The 18432-nt window shown below is 35.6% G+C and carries 18 protein-coding genes; 10 read left to right on the forward strand and 8 right to left on the reverse strand.

What is annotated here, in order from left to right; genetic code table 11:
* Positions 1 to 171 precede the first annotated feature (171 nt).
* Positions 172 to 1539, forward strand: a complete 1368-nt coding sequence (gene mpl, locus D7V20_RS14210) for a UDP-N-acetylmuramate:L-alanyl-gamma-D-glutamyl-meso-diaminopimelate ligase (RefSeq protein WP_120384843.1) — start codon at positions 172 to 174, stop codon at positions 1537 to 1539.
* Positions 1540 to 1704: 165 nt separating this feature from the next.
* Here the strand turns inward: mpl and D7V20_RS14215 are convergent, their stop codons facing one another.
* Together D7V20_RS14215 and D7V20_RS14220 are read right to left on the reverse strand one after the other, a co-directional pair.
* A complete protein-coding gene (locus D7V20_RS14215) occupies positions 1705 to 2127 on the reverse strand; it encodes a BLUF domain-containing protein (protein ID WP_120384844.1) in 423 nt (140 codons plus the stop codon).
* A gap of 357 nt (positions 2128 to 2484) precedes the next feature.
* On the reverse strand, positions 2485 to 2769 hold the full coding sequence (locus D7V20_RS14220; RefSeq protein ID WP_120384845.1) for a GNAT family N-acetyltransferase: 285 nt from the start codon (positions 2767 to 2769) through the stop codon (positions 2485 to 2487).
* Between the two features lie 236 nt (positions 2770 to 3005).
* On the opposite strand from D7V20_RS14220, the gene D7V20_RS14225 reads away from it, so the two are divergent.
* A complete protein-coding gene (locus D7V20_RS14225; RefSeq protein WP_120384846.1) occupies positions 3006 to 4214 on the forward strand; it encodes a sugar transporter in 1209 nt (402 codons plus the stop codon).
* Between the two features lie 419 nt (positions 4215 to 4633).
* Positions 4634 to 5596, forward strand: a complete 963-nt coding sequence (locus D7V20_RS14230; protein ID WP_120384847.1) for a TerC family protein — start codon at positions 4634 to 4636, stop codon at positions 5594 to 5596.
* Between the two features lie 231 nt (positions 5597 to 5827).
* On the opposite strand, the gene D7V20_RS14235 is transcribed toward D7V20_RS14230, so the two are convergent.
* On the reverse strand, positions 5828 to 6424 hold the full coding sequence (locus D7V20_RS14235; protein ID WP_120384848.1) for a nucleotidyltransferase family protein: 597 nt from the start codon (positions 6422 to 6424) through the stop codon (positions 5828 to 5830).
* A 255-nt stretch (positions 6425 to 6679) separates the two neighbouring features.
* On the opposite strand from D7V20_RS14235, the gene D7V20_RS14240 reads away from it, so the two are divergent.
* The 5 genes from D7V20_RS14240 (at position 6680) to D7V20_RS14260 (ending at position 11133) form a co-directional block, all read left to right on the forward strand.
* Entirely contained in the window at positions 6680 to 7495 is an 816-nt protein-coding gene (locus D7V20_RS14240) for a transporter (RefSeq protein WP_120384849.1), read from the forward strand.
* Positions 7496 to 7879: 384 nt separating this feature from the next.
* The gene (locus D7V20_RS14245) at positions 7880 to 8353 is read left to right on the forward strand and encodes a hypothetical protein (RefSeq protein ID WP_120384850.1); all 474 of its coding nucleotides are present in this window, start codon (positions 7880 to 7882) and stop codon (positions 8351 to 8353) included.
* Positions 8354 to 8591: 238 nt separating this feature from the next.
* A complete protein-coding gene (gene guaD / locus D7V20_RS14250; RefSeq protein WP_120384851.1) occupies positions 8592 to 9911 on the forward strand; it encodes a guanine deaminase in 1320 nt (439 codons plus the stop codon).
* Positions 9912 to 10151: 240 nt separating this feature from the next.
* The gene (gene hpt / locus D7V20_RS14255; protein WP_120384852.1) at positions 10152 to 10679 is read left to right on the forward strand and encodes a hypoxanthine phosphoribosyltransferase; all 528 of its coding nucleotides are present in this window, start codon (positions 10152 to 10154) and stop codon (positions 10677 to 10679) included.
* A 202-nt stretch (positions 10680 to 10881) separates the two neighbouring features.
* Entirely contained in the window at positions 10882 to 11133 is a 252-nt protein-coding gene (locus D7V20_RS14260) for a GlsB/YeaQ/YmgE family stress response membrane protein (protein WP_120384853.1), read from the forward strand.
* 139 nt (positions 11134 to 11272) lie between these two features.
* Here the strand turns inward: D7V20_RS14260 and D7V20_RS14265 are convergent, their stop codons facing one another.
* Complete coding sequence (locus D7V20_RS14265) at positions 11273 to 11974, reverse strand: DsbC family protein (RefSeq protein ID WP_120384854.1); 702 nt, start codon at positions 11972 to 11974, stop codon at positions 11273 to 11275.
* 77 nt (positions 11975 to 12051) lie between these two features.
* Positions 12052 to 13059 carry a CDF family Co(II)/Ni(II) efflux transporter DmeF gene (dmeF, locus tag D7V20_RS14270; RefSeq protein WP_120384855.1) on the reverse strand — a complete coding sequence of 336 codons (1008 nt, stop codon included), beginning with the start codon at positions 13057 to 13059 and terminating at the stop codon, positions 12052 to 12054.
* 88 nt (positions 13060 to 13147) lie between these two features.
* Between dmeF and D7V20_RS14275 the strand changes: the two genes are divergently transcribed.
* Together D7V20_RS14275 and D7V20_RS14280 are read left to right on the forward strand one after the other, a co-directional pair.
* Entirely contained in the window at positions 13148 to 13414 is a 267-nt protein-coding gene (locus tag D7V20_RS14275; RefSeq protein ID WP_120384856.1) for a metal/formaldehyde-sensitive transcriptional repressor, read from the forward strand.
* A gap of 150 nt (positions 13415 to 13564) precedes the next feature.
* Positions 13565 to 14737 (forward strand): MFS transporter, encoded by a 1173-nt coding sequence (locus D7V20_RS14280; protein ID WP_120384857.1) that lies wholly within the window; start codon positions 13565 to 13567, stop codon positions 14735 to 14737.
* A gap of 58 nt (positions 14738 to 14795) precedes the next feature.
* Here D7V20_RS14280 and D7V20_RS14285 read toward each other — a convergent pair whose 3' ends face one another.
* The 3 genes from D7V20_RS14285 to D7V20_RS14295 form a co-directional block, all read right to left on the reverse strand.
* On the reverse strand, positions 14796 to 15161 hold the full coding sequence (locus D7V20_RS14285; RefSeq protein ID WP_120384858.1) for a NirD/YgiW/YdeI family stress tolerance protein: 366 nt from the start codon (positions 15159 to 15161) through the stop codon (positions 14796 to 14798).
* Positions 15162 to 15711: 550 nt separating this feature from the next.
* Positions 15712 to 17004 carry an McrC family protein gene (locus D7V20_RS14290; protein WP_120384859.1) on the reverse strand — a complete coding sequence of 431 codons (1293 nt, stop codon included), beginning with the start codon at positions 17002 to 17004 and terminating at the stop codon, positions 15712 to 15714.
* A gap of 6 nt (positions 17005 to 17010) precedes the next feature.
* Positions 17011 to 18432 (reverse strand): McrB family protein (locus D7V20_RS14295; RefSeq protein WP_235831648.1); only part of this gene is annotated, 1422 nt, incomplete at its 5' end.

Consider the following 18432-nt stretch of genomic DNA (forward strand, 5'->3'; position numbering starts at 1 on the left):
TCACTGGACCATATTTACAAGATCAACTCATAAAAATAGATCAGCCAAAATCATAACAAGAAAAACTATCTTTTCCCCTTAACCCTTGCTATCGTTGCTTTCAAATCGAATTAATCACGACAACAGCACAACAAAAAGTGATGTGTCTAAAAAGCAGTGGAGTTAAAAAGAATGCATCTGCATATTCTGGGTATTTGTGGCACCTTTATGGGTTCTTTAGCACTATTGGCCCGTGATCTAGGGCATAAGGTGACTGGCTCAGATGCGAATGTCTATCCACCGATGTCCACTCAGCTTGAAAATGCAGGCATTACCTTAATGCAAGGTTATGATCGTAGCCATTTGCAGCCTCACCCCGATCTTGTTATCGTCGGCAATGCCATGAAACGTGGTATTGATGCTGTGGAATACATGTTAAATGAAGGTCTACCTTATATTTCAGGCCCTCAATTCCTTGCAGATCATGTATTACAAGGTAAGCATGTCCTTGGTGTCGCAGGAACACATGGTAAAACGACTACAACAACCATGTTGGCTTGGGTTCTTGATCAGGCTGGTTTAAACCCAGGTTTCTTAATCGGTGGCGTACCTTTAGGTTTTAGCGAAAGCGCGCGTTTAGGCGGTGGTAAATACTTCTGTGTAGAAGCAGATGAATATGATTCAGCATTCTTCGATAAACGTTCTAAGTTCGTACATTACCACCCTAAAACGGCGATTTTAAATAACCTTGAATTTGACCATGCCGATATCTTTGATGATTTGGCTGCTATTCAAAAACAATTCCATCATTTAGTCCGGACTATTCCAAGCGAAGGTCGCATTATTGCGCCAATTACTGAAAGCAATATCGATGAAGTCTTAGACATGGGCTGTTGGACACCTGTGGTACGTACGTCACTTGAAGCCAATGACACTGCTGAAGTCTATGCCGAACAACTTTCTGCCGATGGTTCACATTTTAAAGTTTTACAACACGGCGTTGTAAAAGGCGAAGTACAGTGGAATATGACAGGGCAGCACAGTGTTGCAAATGCTTTGGCAACCATTGCAGCTGCTGAACATGTTGGTGTTTCAATTGAAACTGCTTGTGAAGCTTTGTCGAATTTTGGCGGTGTAAAACGCCGTATGGAATTGCTCGACACGGTTAATGGAATCGAAGTTTATGATGACTTTGCGCATCATCCAACCGCTATTGATACAACACTAGAAGGCGCACGTAAACGCTTAGGTGAACGTAAACTTTGGGCGATTATTGAACCACGTTCAAACACCATGCGCATGGGTAGCCATAAAGAGGGTTTAGCACATTCTGCACGTTTGGCAGATGAAGTGATTTGGTATCAACCTGAAGGTTTGGATTGGGATTTACAACCCGTTATTGACGCTGCACCGAATAAAGCAGTTATCGCTCGTACACTGGACGATATCATCAATACTGTGGTTGCAGAAGCAGGTGAGGGCGATGCTGTGGTCATCATGTCCAATGGTGGCTTTGGTGGTTTACATCAGAAATTAATTGCTGCTTTAAAAGCAAAATAAACTGTTTTAAATAGTGTAGTACTAACTGAAACACCTCGAAAATTAGGCGTTTTTAGTCTAATTTGAAGGGTGTTTTTCTATATCCATATTGCCAATCATTAAGCTGGATCAATTCATCATATAGATTTTTTTAAATACTGAGATTTTCGAACGATTTAAATTTTTTTATAAATTCGCATTTTCAATTTTCACCAATAAACTTAAAAACTCAGCCATATTTTGTTCATTCAGTTGATATGGTTGAAACTTTTGAAAACCCTGCTTTTCAAAAAAACGTGAAATTCGAGTAGCGTTTTTCACGTATTTCATCGACCACTTAGAAAAATGAATTTTGTCAATTTCATGATCTTTAAAACGATGAATATTCATATGACGACGATCTTGCTGAATCCGTTCAAACAAAACCTCTAATATTTCTTTATTTCCCTCTAAACATTGAAAATACATCCCATCAGAATAATACAATACGCCATAAAGCTGATGTGCATGATTAAAATCGCGCGCGACAGACAAAATATCCTTTAAATCTTGTAATAAATCTGAATCACGCTCAACTCGAGTACTTGCATAACATAATTGTATAGGCATTCTATGTTCCTTTATTGTTTAATTATTCAATGTAACGACTTCATATTTATAAAAATCTAAAAATATCGAGTGAAGATAGAAAGTATACTTATAAATTAAATGATTGATTTTATGAATACTTAAAATACTCAATTTACCAACTGGATTGCTAAAAGGTGAATGCGAATAGTTTTTTATCGATCTAACGATTGTTGTTTTCTACCCTTAACCATTTTACTGATCTAAACCATTTTAGCGGTTATTTTTCTGCAAAAAATCAAAAGAGAAACAGAAGCTTCACAACAATAGCATGCTTGATGATTAGGAAGCTTCTCTACACCTACTTATTGCTACCATCGATAAATTTTTAAATAGCAACTAAGCTGCCACATCTACAAAACTTTTCTCACGGCGGAACATGACATCGACATAAGAGCAAGTTGGCACAATTTTTAAATTGTTTTCACGTGCAAACTCAACCAAGGTATCTAACAATTGTCGCGCTATTCCTTGTCCACGTAATGAATCATCGACCCATGTATGGTTAGCAATAATTTTATGCTCACCGCTCCATACATAACTTATTTCAGCAATGCGTTTACCTTGTTCATTGTCTAAAAAGAATTCACCATTTTTTTGATTATTTACATGTTGGAATTGCATAATCCTGATCTCTACTTTGATTGACTCTCGACACAACCTCACTCTAACAAAGTGATTCTGAGATTTCAAAACATCATGTAATGATGATCTTCTTCACCGATATAAAATTCGCATAAAATAGCGAAGAAGATGGTTAGATTTTTTCTGAGCGTTCGCCACTTTTACATCCTCATGGAGAGTTAACAAAGCAACACATTCAGCCTAAAATTAAATCTTTATTTTCAAATTGATTGACCATGTCATCACAATCTCCTCAAACATCTCCTATTCAACCACCGCCCAGCGAAACACAGCAATGGGTGAGTGTGATTAGTCTTGCTTTTGCTGCATTTATTTTTAATACCACTGAATTTGTTCCTGTCGCACTACTCAGCGATATTGGTCATAGTTTTGCGATGCCAGCCACAGATGTTGGCATCATGATTACACTGTATGCTTGGGTGGTTGCTCCGATTTCACTGCCAATTATGTTATTGACCAAAAATATCGAACGGCGCTTTTTACTGATTACTTTATTTATAGTTTTTGTGATGAGTCATGCTTTATCTTACATCGCTTGGAACTTTAATATCTTGTTGATCAGTCGTATTGGTATTGCATTTTCACATGCATTATTTTGGTCGATCACTGCTTCTTTAGCCGTCCGCGTCGCGCCCAAAGGTAAAGCGTTTCAAGCATTAGGTTTACTGGCAACGGGTACCGCATTAGCCATGGTTTTAGGCATTCCATTTGGCCGTATGATTGGTGAATCTTATGGTTGGCGTAATACTTTTGCTTTGATTGCTATTGGTGCGAGTGTGGTTTGCTTAATTCTTGCTAAAACCTTACCACGCTTACCAAGCGTTAATTCAGGCTCTTTAAGCAGTTTAAAAGTGTTATTTAAACGACCTAGTCTGATGATGGTTTTTGCGCTGACTGTTCTCGTGATCACAGCACAATTTACCGCTTATAGTTATATTGAACCTTTTTCTTTAAATATTGCACATTTTAGCACATCACAAACCACCACTTTATTGTTGATCTATGGTGCTGCAGGCTTCTTAGGTTCTTATTTATTTGGGAAATTTGGTCAAAAATCTCCTAAATTACCTATTCCTTTAAGTAGTACTATTCTAGCAATTTCTATGTTACTGCTGATTCCGCTTTCATCTAATTTTACCTACTTTAGTATTCTCAGTTTATTTTGGGGAATGGCCATCATTTGTTTTAGCTTAGCGCAACAAGCCAAAACTTTGAATTTAGCGCCAGATGCAACTGATGTTGCCATGGCTATTTACTCAGGTCTTTATAATGTCGGTATCGGTGGTGGTGCATTACTGGGTGGATGGGTGACAACTCATTATGGACTCATGAATATTGGTGTGATGGGAGGAATACTTGTTGTATTGGGTACGATTTTGGCACTCATTTTGGTACAACGTAAAGATTTTATCCCTAAAATGTAAAGGTCTTTTTAAAGTACTGTGTATTGTAGGATTCAGCGTAAATATAGACTGATCAATTTTGTTGGTTTCATTTCGCTTTCACTGGTATAACTCCTTGTTGAAAAATACTGATGATATATAAATACCTCCAAAACATGTGCTTAAATGTAAAAAGATCATCAAAATTTGCACAATTTCGATAAATATGGCATTCTGTGCCCATATTAAGAAATGAATATATTTCTTTAAACAATTTTAGAACAAGGGGAGTAGCCTCCCAATCAGATTATCGTCATTACGCTTTGCAAAAAGCCGGTATCTGAGCATCATCAAAATACAGATGATGTAGGCAAGACCTTGATCATGTTGATACAGATGTCTAATCATCTGGCAACAGGTCAAGGTTTTTTTATGCCTGATTGCCAGATTTGGAGAATTTTATGGAATCTATTGGCAATCCATGGCTCTATCTAGCGTTTTTCGCTATCGTTGCAGTCATGCTCATCATCGACTTTCTTGGATTTAAACAAAAAGAAGGTCAAGAAGTCAAAATCAAAACTGCCGCTTATTGGAGTATTGCGTGGGTTTCTGTGGCAATGCTCTTTGCAGCTGGTTTATGGTTTTACCTTCAGCAAACTGCAGGTATTGCTGTTGCAAACACAAAAACCATGGAATATCTCGCAGGTTACTTACTCGAGAAATCTCTTGCGATCGATAACGTATTCGTCTGGCTAATGATCTTTGCAGCCTTTGCTATTCCGCCTGCGCTACAACGTAAAATTTTACTTTACGGCGTATTAGGCGCAATTGTTTTACGTACAATCTTTATTTTTATTGGTGCATGGTTCGTACAAGAATTCTCTTGGATTCTGTATATTTTCGGCGCATTCCTTGTTTATACAGGTTTTAAATTCCTTAAAGGGCAAGATGAAGAAGAAACCAATATCGAAGATATGGCGATTCTAAAATGGTTACGTAAGCACATTCGTATCACCCCAAATTTACAAGGTGATAAGTTCTTTGTTCGTCAAAATGGTCTACTTTGGGCAACACCACTATTTTTAGTTTTAATTTTAGTTGAAGCGTCTGATGTAATTTTTGCAGTGGATTCAATCCCAGCAATTTTCGCCGTAACCAGTGATCCGTTCATTGTATTGACTGCTAACCTAATGGCTATTTTAGGTTTACGTGCAATGTTCTTCTTATTGGCAGGTTCAGCTTCGAAAATGCATTATTTACCGTATGGTCTCGGAATTATCTTAGTATTTATTGGTTTTAAAATGCTCATGCTTGATGTATTCCATATGCCGATTTTTATTTCATTGGGCTTTATTGTTGTGGTATTGGCGATTACAGCTTGGTTATCAATTCGTCGTAATAAAAAACTAGAACTGAATTCTTAATTCTATTATGAAATGATGTCAGTCAGTTAAGCCTTTTTAAATTCTCAATAATCCCCCTCTTTTCTAAAGAGGGGCTAGGGGAGATTCTTAGATGAGTAACCACTAAATTACTCTTAACTGATCAACACTATTCCACACTGAAAGCTTTCTTTAATGTGAACTAAGCATTTATCAAAAAACTGCATGGTAATAACAACAAAATAGAAAATATAACCTAAGAACGATAAAAAATTATTCTTCTTCAGTTTCGACTATACGTAACTTTTGCCACTTTTCTAAAAACCGTTTCGATTGCACTCGCTGTATGAAGACGTCTTGAGTCACCAATCGACGATTCCAACGTAATTTCAGTTCAAACAAATCATTTAATTCAAACGGGGCAACAATGTCCAAATCATCATTTTCCAATAACCGTACAGCAATCGCCGTGGCAGTTTCAACCCACACACTCAAAGCATCAATAAGCGATGAATACTGAGCAATCGCACAACCTTGGTCTGTCTTATACCACGTATGCACAAATGCTTGATTGACTACATCCCATTCATTTTCAGGGAATTTATGGCTCAATAATAATTTAAGTTGTTGTTCAGCATGCTGATCGGTCAAATCATAAAAAATCACGTCTATTTCTGTCTGTTCAATTTTATAATTTTGTTGATGTAAAACAGACCAGACCAAGTTTCGAATCACACCGGCACTGAGATAAGCCTGAGTATTGATTTGTCTTAAATACATCAATCTTTGCATTAAAGCAGATTGATTAAAAATGATCTCTTTTAATTTAGACCGATAACCAAACGCATCAAACTGAATGATTTGTGTCATGATAAATACACTTTCTAAAATGCGCTTTCTACCGTGAGTAAAGCGCTAAATAATCAATAATATAAGCTTAGTTCAGCGTATAAAAATCATACCCCAGAAAATCATTAACCAAAACTAAATGTCTAGAAAAAAACATTTTTTTGTTTCGATTACGACTAAATATCGATTGCTATTTTTGATCTATTATAAGTATATTGCTGATAATGACAGCAATAAATAAATATCTATTACCAACAGCAACTATGGGGTGAAACAATGAAAAAATATAACCGTATCACAGCAAAAAAAATGTTTATCATTTGCTCACTCGGTTTGTGCAGTTCAAGTGTATTTTCTGCTGAATCGGATGATATTGCAAAGAAACTATCAAACCCTGTTGCCAATTTGATCAGTGTACCTTTCCAATTGAATTTTGACGATAATATTGGAGCAGCTGAAAATACTCAGCGCTATCAACTCAATATCCAGCCTGTTATTCCAGTTGAACTCAATGAAAATTGGAATTTGATTTCTCGTACGATTTTGCCTGTAAATTATCAAACCTATAAACATACAGATAAAGGTGACGATTGGGGCACAGGCGATATTGTCCAAAGCTTATTCCTTTCACCTTCAAATACTACTCCTAGTGGCATCACTTGGGGTGTAGGAACAGCCATGCTATTTCCTACAGCCTCTGAAAAACAATTAGGTGCAGACCAATATGGCCTAGGACCAACAGCTGTTATTTTAAAACAAAGCGAAGGTTGGACATTTGGTGCATTGGCAAATCATATTTGGGCAGTAGAAAATCATGGTAATGTAGAAGATGTAAATAGTACTTTTCTTCAACCTTTTGTTTCTTATACTTATCCAAGTAGTTTGACTATTGCATTGAATAGTGAAGCAACCTACGATTGGAATACTGAAAAATCGAATATACCTGTCAATTTAATGGCGACTAAAATCGTCAAGTTAAATGGTCAATTGATTAGTGTAGGTGGTGGCGTAAAATATTGGGCACAAGATACCGATGCAAGTCCTAAAGATTTTGGCTTCCGTCTCATCGCATCCTTTATTTTCCCTAAATAAGTTTCCACTCAATCTCTTAACCGAATATCTCCCCATAGCAGACATCATATTTTTATGGTGACTGCTATGGGTTTACTTATTACATCCATTACAAATGTGGATATACAATCATTTGTATGCTCTGTCTCAATCAGTTGGATGTATACTATTTTAATGATTTGCTCATGAATCGAGTGTTTTACACATGCGTAGTGTCTGATGAATGTTATAATTCAATCAGCTAAAATCGATATTCTGAATATAATTAACTTTGAATATGTTTGGTATAAAATACTGTGATCAGGGATATAATAAACAACATCAATGTGGATTCACCATTAGACATATAAACAAAGTTATTTTTAGTTAAATTTAATGATTATGGGATTGTATTAGGAAATATTTATGAAAAAATTGTTATCCATTACCTTAGGTGCATTATTCATTGCTGGCTGTGCTTCAACCACTCCTGAATCGAAAACCAATGTACGTACTTATGGTTTACTCATTTGCCAGCCAAATGAACTTTGTCCTATTGTCACTGTAATTAAAAATGAATCTCTACAAGATGCGATAAAAATCCAAATTGCTTTAAATAGTATCAAGCACAAATATGACATCAAAAAAGTTGTATTTAGCAATGGGGTAAAAAGTCATTCATTTAATGTCGTCGGCCCAACAGATGTCGATTTTCAATTTGGTTCAAACCGATCTCGTAACAGCATCATCGTACCCAATCATCTCATCCATGATCTATCTGTTAATCACGATATTTCTATGAATATCTATACAGATCAAGGCGTCATTAGCCGCTATATTTTGAAAGACGGCGTTAAAGCACCGATTGTTCAAGAGCTCCAACAAGCTTATAAAAAATAACAGCAAAGATCATATTGAAAGGAAAGTGAATGTTTAAAATTTCTTTCCTTTCAAAATTTTGATATTCATGCTGTTGGAAAGATAGACTTTCACATAAAAATAATCACAACTTTTCAATCAATAATTTGGGTCTACACCGAACACGCACTAAAATATTCAATTTGATAAAACAGCGTACAGCTTCACTTGCAAATTTCAGGTACAATCACTCGAAAAAAGTATAAATTGCAGGTTTTACATGTCTTCTGTTGCTCAGCAAACGGCGATTCGTGGTCGCTTTCTCGATATTCAAAATACCGTCCTACAGGCATCTCAAATTTCTGATCAAGTTCGCTATATTGAAGATGGATTGCTCATTACAGAACAAGGCAAAATCATATGGTTTGGTACTTGGGAAGATGGACAATCTCAGTTAAATAAAAGCATACAAGTGGATCATTATCCTGAACAACTGATTGTGCCAGGTTTTATAGATACTCATATCCATTTTCCTCAAACAGAGATGATCGGCGCTTATGGCGAACAACTCTTAGAATGGCTGAATACCTATACATTTCCAACAGAAATACAATTTGCCAATAAAGAATATGCCGATCAAATCGCCTACTTTTTTGTGAATGAATTACTCAAAAATGGGACGACCACAGCTTTGGTTTTCTGCACAGTTCATCCTCAATCTGTTGATGCTTTATTTGAAGCCGCTGAACGCCATCAAATGCGTTTAATTGCAGGTAAAGTGATGATGGATCGTCATGCACCAGACGCACTTACAGACACAGCTGAGAGCGCATACCAAGACTCTAAAGCGTTGATTGAGAAATGGCATGCGAAAGGACGTAATCTTTATGCGATTACCCCACGTTTTGCACCAACCTCTACACCTGAACAATTAGAAAGAGCAGGGCAGTTAAAAGCAGAATACCCAGATGTATATGTACACACCCATCTCAGTGAAAATAAAAATGAAATCGCTTGGGTTAAAGAATTATTTCCAGAACAAAAAGGTTATTTAGATGTCTATCATCATTTTGGTCTAACAGGAGAGCGGTCTGTTTTTGCTCATTGTGTACACTTGGAAGAACATGAGTGGCAATGTATGCATGATACAGACTCAGCAATTGCTTTCTGCCCAACCTCAAATTTATTTTTAGGTAGTGGATTATTTCCATTGAAAAAGACTTGGGAAAAACAAGTGAAAGTTGGTTTAGGTACAGATATTGGTGCGGGTACATCATTCTGTCAGTTACAAACACTGAACGAAGCCTATAAAGTTCAACAACTACAGGGCGATAAACTATCTGCATTTGAAGCCTTTTATCATGCGACGCTCGGTGGTGCAAAAGCACTACATTTGGATGATCAATTGGGTAATTTTAATCTCGGTAAAGAAGCTGATTTTGTAGTTTTGAATTTGAAAGCAACAGCCTTGCAGCAATTGCGTCAAGAACGTGCTAAAAATATTGAAGATGCATTATTTGCCTTATTCACCATGGGAGATGATCGTAATGTTCAAGCCACCTATGTTTATGGAAATAAAGTCTATGAGCAAAAAAACTAAACCTGAGCAAACCACAGGAAAATCTAAGAAAAAGATCATCTTAATCGGAACTGTATTTATCGTATGTGCATTATTATTGAGGAAAGATGCACATTAAATCATTGGCTATTTACATTTTCCAATGCCAAAAAAGATGCATCTTGATCTGATATGTTTTAAAATTAAGGCATATTTTTGGGTGTTGCTAGTCAACACCTTTTTTAATTTGTGAATTTGATGTTTTAGTTTTAGGTATTTCCCATGACTGTTGAAATGAAAGTGATGATTTCTGCTGAAGAAATTCATACAAAAGTTCAAGAACTTGGTAAAAAAATTGATGCGCATTATGCCAATAGCGATAAAGAGTTGGTATTAATCGGTTTATTACGTGGTTCAGTCATCTTCATGGCAGACCTATGTCGTGCAATCACAAAAACTCATGAACTCGATTTCATGACTGTTTCAAGTTATGGTGGTGGTACGACTTCAAGCCGTGATGTTAAAATTTTAAAAGATTTAGACGGTGAAATTCACGGTAAAGATGTTTTAATTATTGAAGATATTATCGACTCTGGAAATACCTTGAGCAAAGTCTTAGAAATATTAGAGACACGCCAACCGAACTCGATTGAATTGTGTACTTTAGTGAGCAAACCTTCACGCCGTGAAATTGATCTTGAAGTGAAATTTCTAGGCTTTGAAGTAGAGGATAAATTTATCGTAGGTTATGGCTTAGACTATGATCAAAAATATCGTCATGTTCCTTTTATTGGCGAAATAGGCCTGTAATTGAAACTCCCAAGTGATAGCTAAAATGATTAAGCGACTTCGGTCGCTTTTTTTGTACTTTCAATTTTTATAGATGAACAAAAATGCAACAACTTGTAGCAGAGAAAAGCTTTAACTCTGAGCATAAATATTGAAAGATAAACGTACTATTAACACTTAAATGTTTTAACTCTAGATAAAATAAAGAAAAAGGAGAAAGATTATGATGTCACTGATTGGTGCAATCATTATTGGTTTTTTTGCAGGCCTAATCGCACGTGCAATACATCCGGGAGACGATAAAGCTGGTTTTATTGTCACAGTTGCACTCGGTATTGTCGGTTCATTGGTAGCAACCTATGGTGGACAATTACTTGGCTTATATCCCAAAGGTGCATCAGCAGGTTTTATCGCATCTGTGATTGGAGCAATCATCGTATTATTCATCTACAACATGATCGCTAAACGAACTTAATCTTTATTCATTCAAAATTTTTATTGCTTATTTAGTTTAAGATGATAGGTCTGATAAAAAGCACTGAAAATTCAGTGCTTTTTGTTTTTTATGAAATAACTTTTTGCTAAATAAAAAGTAGCGTTCTATTTTGAAATAACTATAGACCTGACTGTTTCCAAATTTTCTCAATTTCTTCAGCTGGATAAGCCCCCATCACCTTATAACCATTTGAAAAAATAATGGCTGGGGTACCTTGCAAACCTAATTTTTTACCTAAAGCAAGATTACGCTCAATTGGAGTTTCACATGTGGCTGCAGCAGTCGGTTTAGTCCCTTTTTGCAGTAAGTTTTTCCATGCATATTCTCGATTAAAAGAACACCAAACTTGCTTAGAAGGAATAATTGATTGCGTTTTGATTGGGTAAATAAACGTATAAATCGTCACGTCATTTAACTTGGCTAAATTCCCTTCAAGCGTTTTGCAATATGGGCAATTTGGGTCAGAAAAGATCGCAAGCTGTCGCTTACCATTCCCCCTGACTGTTTTTACTGCATCATTTAAGGGTAAACTTTTAAAATCTACTGTGTTTTGTTTAACAACTAGATCTTTAGTTAAATTATGTTGATCTTTTAAACGAATCATCGAACCAATAAATAAATGCTGTACATCCTCATTGATGTAAACAATTTGATTATCTAATGTTCCGCTGTACAAGCCTTGCATTTCAGTACTTTGTAGATTGCTAATTTTTACATTAGGGTATTGTTGTAGCAACTTGGCTTTCACACTATCCACATTGGCAAAACTGGTACTACATAGTCCTACACTTAAACTCAAGGCGATCAATTGCTTTAACATATAGACTTAAAATTAAAAAAATAATGTAAGGCATTAAAACATAATTTATCCACCTAGATGTTTGAAAACTGTTGTCTCTAATGCGTTTCACGTGGAACAAAATTAAACACAGCAGGTTGATTAATTTCCACCGAAATATGCACCAACTCTTTATGAATAGACAATGCTTGACGAACCATATCTGCGTTTAAATTTTTATCACGACTTTCTAAAACCAAAATGACTGAAAATTTACCTTTCCCAACTTTCCAAACATGAATATCTGTAATTTTCGCATCTACATGTAAGCTTTCAATCACTTCACGCACTTCATCAACGACAGGATGATCCATTTCTGCATCTAACAAGGTTTTTCCTGTTTCTTGAATCAAGCCCAAAGACCATTTTCCTACAAGAACAGCACCGACAATCCCCAACACAGCATCCAAAAAGTCCCACCCCAAAAATTTACCTGCAATTAAGGCAATAATTGCTAAAACAGAAGTCAAGGCATCTGCAACCACATGTAAAAATGCAGCTTTTTGGTTTAAATCGTGCTCGTGATGATCGCCATGCTCATGCGAGTGATGGTGATGGTGATGGTGATGGTGATGGTGATGGTGATGGTGATGGTGATGGTGATGGTGATGGTGATGGTCATCATGCAGTAGCCATGCACAAATCAAATTAATCACTAATCCTAAAATAGCAATCAGAATTGCTTCATTATAATGGATTTGAACAGGATGAAATAATCGCTGAATCGATTGAAAAGCCATGAATAAAGCGACAACCATTAAAAGAATTGCGCTGCTATAACCTGCTAAAATTTCGATTTTCCATGTGCCAAAACTAAAGCGAATATCACTCGCATAATGACGTGCAGCTCGATATGCCAAATAAGCCATCCCTAAAGCTAACATGTGCGAACTCATGTGCCAACCATCAGCAAGTAGTGCCATCGAGTTAAAAACCCAACCACCTGCAATTTCAAAAATCATCATGAGTCCTGTAAGTATCGTTGCCCACAATATCTTCTTTTGTGCCAATGGATTACCCTCATCAAACTGATGATGATGTACTCGATCGATGGTTTTAAACTGCATGTGAATAGATCCTTTTAAATACTCCCATAGAGTATATTATTTCATTTTAAAATATACTATAAGGGAGTATATTTTTTGGAGTTTGCTTATGGGTCATTTATATCAAAATAAAAAAGTTTTAAACCGCGTTAAACGAATACAAGGGCAAATAAATGCTGTTGAAACAGCACTAAACCACAAAGAAAAATCATGTATTGATGTTCTACAGCAAGTCGCAGCCATCAAAGGCGCCGTGAATGGATTAATGAATGAATTGATTGAAGCACATTTAAGAGAACATGTGATTTCTGATACACCAACTGCCAATGAAGAGGAGTTACAAACGTTTATTCAGTTATTAAAACGTTATGCATAATTTTATAACAAACAGTTAAAAATCCATTGACCTTATATTGATTAAGTTTTAATCTTTTTAAATCGTTAAAATCCTCCGTGCCAAACTCATTATGCTAGAGCTTGGCTTTTTTTATGTGCAATCTTTATTTGCAATTACAGTTCAAAAATCATGAATCAGCAATCATGGCGACCATTTTTAATGATCAGCCTCGCCTTGTGCATTGGGACTATTGGTACCGCCTTAGCTAGCCCTTTATATCCGATTTATCAACAACTTTGGCATCTACTACCCAGTCAAATTACCTATATTTTTGTCGCTTATATGTTCGGTTGTTTGACCACTTTATTATTTTTAGGACGTACTAGTAACAGTTTTGGCTTTATTCGTACGCTACAAATCGGTTTGTTTTTTGCAATTATTGGCTTAACGTTTTCTGTTTTTGCTTCAAACACTTATTTACTCGGTTTTGGACGTTTTACTATTGGTATAGCTTCAGGTCTAATCAGTACTTCTGCAATGCTTGGCTTAATTTATACCATTCCAGATTCACACAAACAGAATGCAGCACAACTCAGCTCTATTATTACGGTGATGGGTTTTGGCTTAGGCCCTTTGATTGGTGGAACGATTGCACAATATTCAGATCAACCACTCATTACACCGTATCTCCCCGTCATTTTTGCTGCAATTTTAAGCTTAATCAGCCTATTTACCCTTAAAACAGCTTCTTTCGAAAAGCTACCTTTTTCAATCGCACCTCATTTGGAACGTCCTGAACCCCAATTTAAAACCTTATTTTATATTGCCAGTTTTAGTGCATTCTGTGCTTTTGGTTCGTTTAGTTTGTTTGCATCCTTAGCGCCGTCATTTATTAAAGATGTGATCCCGTGGCATAGCCCTTTGGTGAGTGGCGCAACAATTGCGAGTATTTTACTGATTTCAGCATCAGTACAATGGTTTGCAAAATCTCTAGACATGCATAAAACTTTAAATGTAGGTTTGATCTTCCTGATTGTGAGTTATGTCATTCTTTCAATCTGTATCACTATGCATTGGAGTATGCTGTTCTTTTTCAGTGTTATTTGTGTGGGAATCGGGCATGGTTTAAATTTGTTAGGAGCTTTTGCTTTCATCCATCATATGACCAATATAGAAAATCGTGCAGCAGTGGTTTCAACTTATTTGTTTATTGCTTATTTTGGAACCATTATCCCCATCATTACAGCAGGGTATTTGTCAGATCACTTTGGTTTTATGGTGGGTATTCTTGGGTTTTGCTTAGGTGTCGGTATATTATGTATTTACTTATTGATCAAACACTTAAACATTAAGCACAGTTAAAAAAATTACATCAATATGTAAGTACTTACACTTACATATTGATCAAAAAATCGATATATTATTCTTTCATTATTTCTATTTTTACCACTTCAATATCTGTCGGTTTATAACGATGGGTATCGATTTCACCAACAACTTTTACTTCTGTTCCAACTTTTAGTTGATCTGCTGTCGCTAAATCATCATCGACCTCGATCGCCATCGAACCTGTTGTATCTTTTAATTCATAATGTTCATGCTTAATTTGACCAACAATATGACCTTGCAAAGTTACAGCTGTTTCGTCATTGGCTCTGAGTGCTTGCACAATCGTAATATTATTTTTTGCTGCTTCTTCAAAAAAACCATAATCATCTTGTTCAGCCCAAACATGGGGTGTCAGCATGAAAACAATAACTGAAAGTAATAAAGGCGTTTTTCTCATCGATCAAACCTTTTATTTTTGGGTAAAGATAGATAAATCACAATAAAGAATTCTTAGAGCCTTGTAAATTCAGCTTACAAAACAATAACTTTTAATAAAAAAGCTGACCGAAGTCAGCTTTGAGATATTATCTAGATCAGTAATCTTATTTTCCAATACAGAACATCAAATTAAAAATTTAAACAATAAATATCAAACATTTAGAAAATTAAAATCAATCCTGTGACTAATGAGTGACTATTTTATGTAAAAAATCATTTTAAACATACTCAAGCTTTAGCATTTATCCTTTCGTCTCAGCATTTCATCATGAATCAGATGCAAACTGCTTCATCTTCACAAGATCACTCATAAGTTGTGTCATCTGCTCTATATCGCTGTATTACTATCTGATCCATATCCCCCCTAACGCATGCTCATAGGGATAAATGGTGTTTAGTAGCTGTATATCTAAGATGAAGCGGTCTGTTATCAAAATTACTAAAAAAATAGTTTGTCATTGTCGGCAGTATAAACCATTTAAAAATTGTTTAAGCGTTTTAACTCATACCTAATCTAGCAAATAATCTAATACTTTTTTTGGTTCATCCAGATGAAATGGAATTACTCTTAAAAGGGCTTCACCACTTTCGACATTAAATTTAAACTCCAATTTATTATCAAATTGTGTAGTAACTTGAGGATAAATCAAGATGACTTGACTAGAATGCTTTAAGTAATAATGACTATAAGCAAACATCTGTTGAATATCACTATCCTTCAACCCAAAACGTCCAGCTCGATCATTTTGGTTAATCAATTTCCACTTTGTGTCCAAGACAATAATTTGATTTGTTTCTCTATGCTGAATATGGATATCAGGTCTTAATCTAAAAATAGGTTTTTCTTCATATAAACATATATGTTGACTCGATATTTGTGTTTTCACATTCCAACGAATTAAGTTAAGACGTAAATGATAAGCAACATAATTTTCAAACAGCTTTTCCATTGGAAACAGTAAGCTCATACCACGCCAATCTCCTTGGGTGGAAACAGGCATTTTCTCGCCCAATATGAGTTCAGTCCAAGGCTTGATGTCCTTATAGTGTGCTAACAATCGTACCGATAGCCAATTTTTAAAATCTTGCTTTACATTCAAACTCTTAGGAATTTCATTCGTCATTAAACGAAGTTCTTGTGCGAGCTTCCAATTGCTTGCATCTTTCGTCTTTTTACAAACCACTTCCAATGCTGCACGTATCAAGCGATTCTCTGGACGATTTACTTCATAAACATCATGCTCAATCGGGAATATATGCTTTTTTGCAGCTGGTTGGCGCATGTATTTCACATGCTGTAACTGCCCACGTAAAAACTTTTGTTCTTCTTGTACTCGGTTATAGTCAAAGCGTAAACCACGTTGCACCAAACGCTCAAATGAAGCAAGAAACTGCGTGATAATCCATTCATTTAATGGTTGATTTTTAAAACAATTTAGACTTGCAACACCGACTTCTCTAGAAGATAAATGTAAAGACACGCTTAGCATTGATTGCAGTAAATTACGCTCTTTTCGCCTTACAGATTCCTCATCATCAGTATCGATTTCAACATGCTTCGGCAGAATTTCAATTCGTGTACCACATGGGGTTTCAATAACCCCTACATATTGGTCTAGCTTTAGCTTTCTACGTCCTGCAAGTTCAAACACTTTTGCACCATGCTTAGAAAATGAAGCAGACAGCTCACACAGGTGCTCAAATGCTTTTTCAGGAATATAAGCATGGTTTAAACTAGAATCAGGACAACCTTCATAAGCAATGCTGATGAAGGCATATTCTCGGACGGTAAAATCAGCCATGAGGACTTAGCCTTTTGAACCGAGAATATTGACAAAGGCATCAATGGTTTCAAATGCATTCTCATTGATTTTCCATATTTTTTTTTGTTCAGAATAATAAAGATCTTCCCCTGTATTCGGTGGGAATAATTCGGCAACATTAATTATTTCTTCAATAATCATTTCATTATTGAACAATACCATATTGATTTTTGCCCAATCATCAAAGAAGTATTCTTGAAGTTGTGGAATGATTTTTTGTTTAAAAATCGATGCTAAATTTTCAAGCGTAGGCTGATTTTTTAAAGGCATAAAGTTGGCATGACCAATACAATGGTCACGGTCTAACAGCACTTCAATACGTTGATTGATGACTGATAAAATATCCGCAACAATCACATCTTTATGGATACCATTTTTATCTTTTCCAGAGATTTTTAATAATTCACCATGCTCATTTTTGATTTCTTTAGGTTGTGGTGGCATTTCAATAAAGGTAAAGCGACGGCGTAAGGCAATGTCTAAACCAGTTAAAGAACGGTCTGATGAGTTCATTGTGCCAATAATGTAAACATTATTTGGTACAGAAAATTCTTTTTTGGAATAGGGCAAAGTTACTGATAACTGTTCTTCAGCATCCTTACGTTTAGAGTCTTCAATTAAAGTAATCAACTCACCAAAGATCCGAGAAATATTACCTCTGTTAATTTCGTCGATAATTAATACGTAATTACTATTCTGTTGGAAATCATTGTTGAAGTCCTTAATAAAGGTATCTAAAAATGGAATTAAATTTGCCCAAATCGCACTATAACCATTCACAAGAAATGGTTCTAATAATGGAGATTCCCCTAAAACATCAATAACTTTTTTATCAGCTAGATTTCTAATTGTAATGTTTTTCTCTCTATACTCTTTGAGTAATAATTCTGCCAAAGTACGAGACAAATGAATAATATTTCCATTAGGCTTTTGGATTTCGATTAATTCAGAAGTCATCTTCTTTATAAAATATCCCTTTCCAAACTCGACTTCTTTTGTTATTTGAATCAGTGTGTTATCAAGTTTTTTTTGTTTAGCTTTATCACAAAGTTCTTTAAATACTCCATCTTTCACATCATAATTTAACTGTCCATTATCATCCGTCTCTGCCCGAATTCCTTCCACAAAATCTTCATAACTAAAGCTTTGATGAAAGGTCACAAACTTAATTTGACCTTGTTCTTTATATTGATCAAAACGTTCTTTTAGCGCCGTGCGATCTTCTTTGTCTAAAACTTCAAGAGGCTTATTTTCGACAATGGATAATGCATGATTAATACTATGAAAAGTCTTACCTGTACCTGCTGCACCAAATAAAATACGGTTTAAATATTGATCATTATTTTTATTTAACATTTGTTTATCTTCTTTTAATTTCTCATCTAAGTTCAAATCATACCAGTCACA

The organism is Acinetobacter rongchengensis, assembly GCF_003611475.1.
Taxonomy (GTDB): Bacteria; Pseudomonadota; Gammaproteobacteria; order Pseudomonadales; family Moraxellaceae; genus Acinetobacter; species Acinetobacter rongchengensis.

Excerpts from the sequence above, each read along its gene's own strand:
- mpl (WP_120384843.1), top strand. The coding sequence starts at position 172 with ATGCATCTGCATATTCTGGGTATTTGTGGCACCTTTATGGGTTCTTTA.
- D7V20_RS14215 (WP_120384844.1), bottom strand. The coding sequence starts at position 2,127 with ATGCCTATACAATTATGTTATGCAAGTACTCGAGTTGAGCGTGATTCA.
- D7V20_RS14220 (WP_120384845.1), bottom strand. The coding sequence starts at position 2,769 with ATGCAATTCCAACATGTAAATAATCAAAAAAATGGTGAATTCTTTTTA.
- D7V20_RS14225 (WP_120384846.1), top strand. The coding sequence starts at position 3,006 with ATGTCATCACAATCTCCTCAAACATCTCCTATTCAACCACCGCCCAGC.
- D7V20_RS14230 (WP_120384847.1), top strand. The coding sequence starts at position 4,634 with ATGGAATCTATTGGCAATCCATGGCTCTATCTAGCGTTTTTCGCTATC.
- D7V20_RS14235 (WP_120384848.1), bottom strand. The coding sequence starts at position 6,424 with ATGACACAAATCATTCAGTTTGATGCGTTTGGTTATCGGTCTAAATTA.
- D7V20_RS14240 (WP_120384849.1), top strand. The coding sequence starts at position 6,680 with ATGAAAAAATATAACCGTATCACAGCAAAAAAAATGTTTATCATTTGC.
- D7V20_RS14245 (WP_120384850.1), top strand. The coding sequence starts at position 7,880 with ATGAAAAAATTGTTATCCATTACCTTAGGTGCATTATTCATTGCTGGC.
- guaD (WP_120384851.1), top strand. The coding sequence starts at position 8,592 with ATGTCTTCTGTTGCTCAGCAAACGGCGATTCGTGGTCGCTTTCTCGAT.
- hpt (WP_120384852.1), top strand. The coding sequence starts at position 10,152 with ATGACTGTTGAAATGAAAGTGATGATTTCTGCTGAAGAAATTCATACA.
- D7V20_RS14260 (WP_120384853.1), top strand. The coding sequence starts at position 10,882 with ATGATGTCACTGATTGGTGCAATCATTATTGGTTTTTTTGCAGGCCTA.
- D7V20_RS14265 (WP_120384854.1), bottom strand. The coding sequence starts at position 11,974 with ATGTTAAAGCAATTGATCGCCTTGAGTTTAAGTGTAGGACTATGTAGT.
- dmeF (WP_120384855.1), bottom strand. The coding sequence starts at position 13,059 with ATGCAGTTTAAAACCATCGATCGAGTACATCATCATCAGTTTGATGAG.
- D7V20_RS14275 (WP_120384856.1), top strand. The coding sequence starts at position 13,148 with ATGGGTCATTTATATCAAAATAAAAAAGTTTTAAACCGCGTTAAACGA.
- D7V20_RS14280 (WP_120384857.1), top strand. The coding sequence starts at position 13,565 with ATGAATCAGCAATCATGGCGACCATTTTTAATGATCAGCCTCGCCTTG.
- D7V20_RS14285 (WP_120384858.1), bottom strand. The coding sequence starts at position 15,161 with ATGAGAAAAACGCCTTTATTACTTTCAGTTATTGTTTTCATGCTGACA.
- D7V20_RS14290 (WP_120384859.1), bottom strand. The coding sequence starts at position 17,004 with ATGGCTGATTTTACCGTCCGAGAATATGCCTTCATCAGCATTGCTTAT.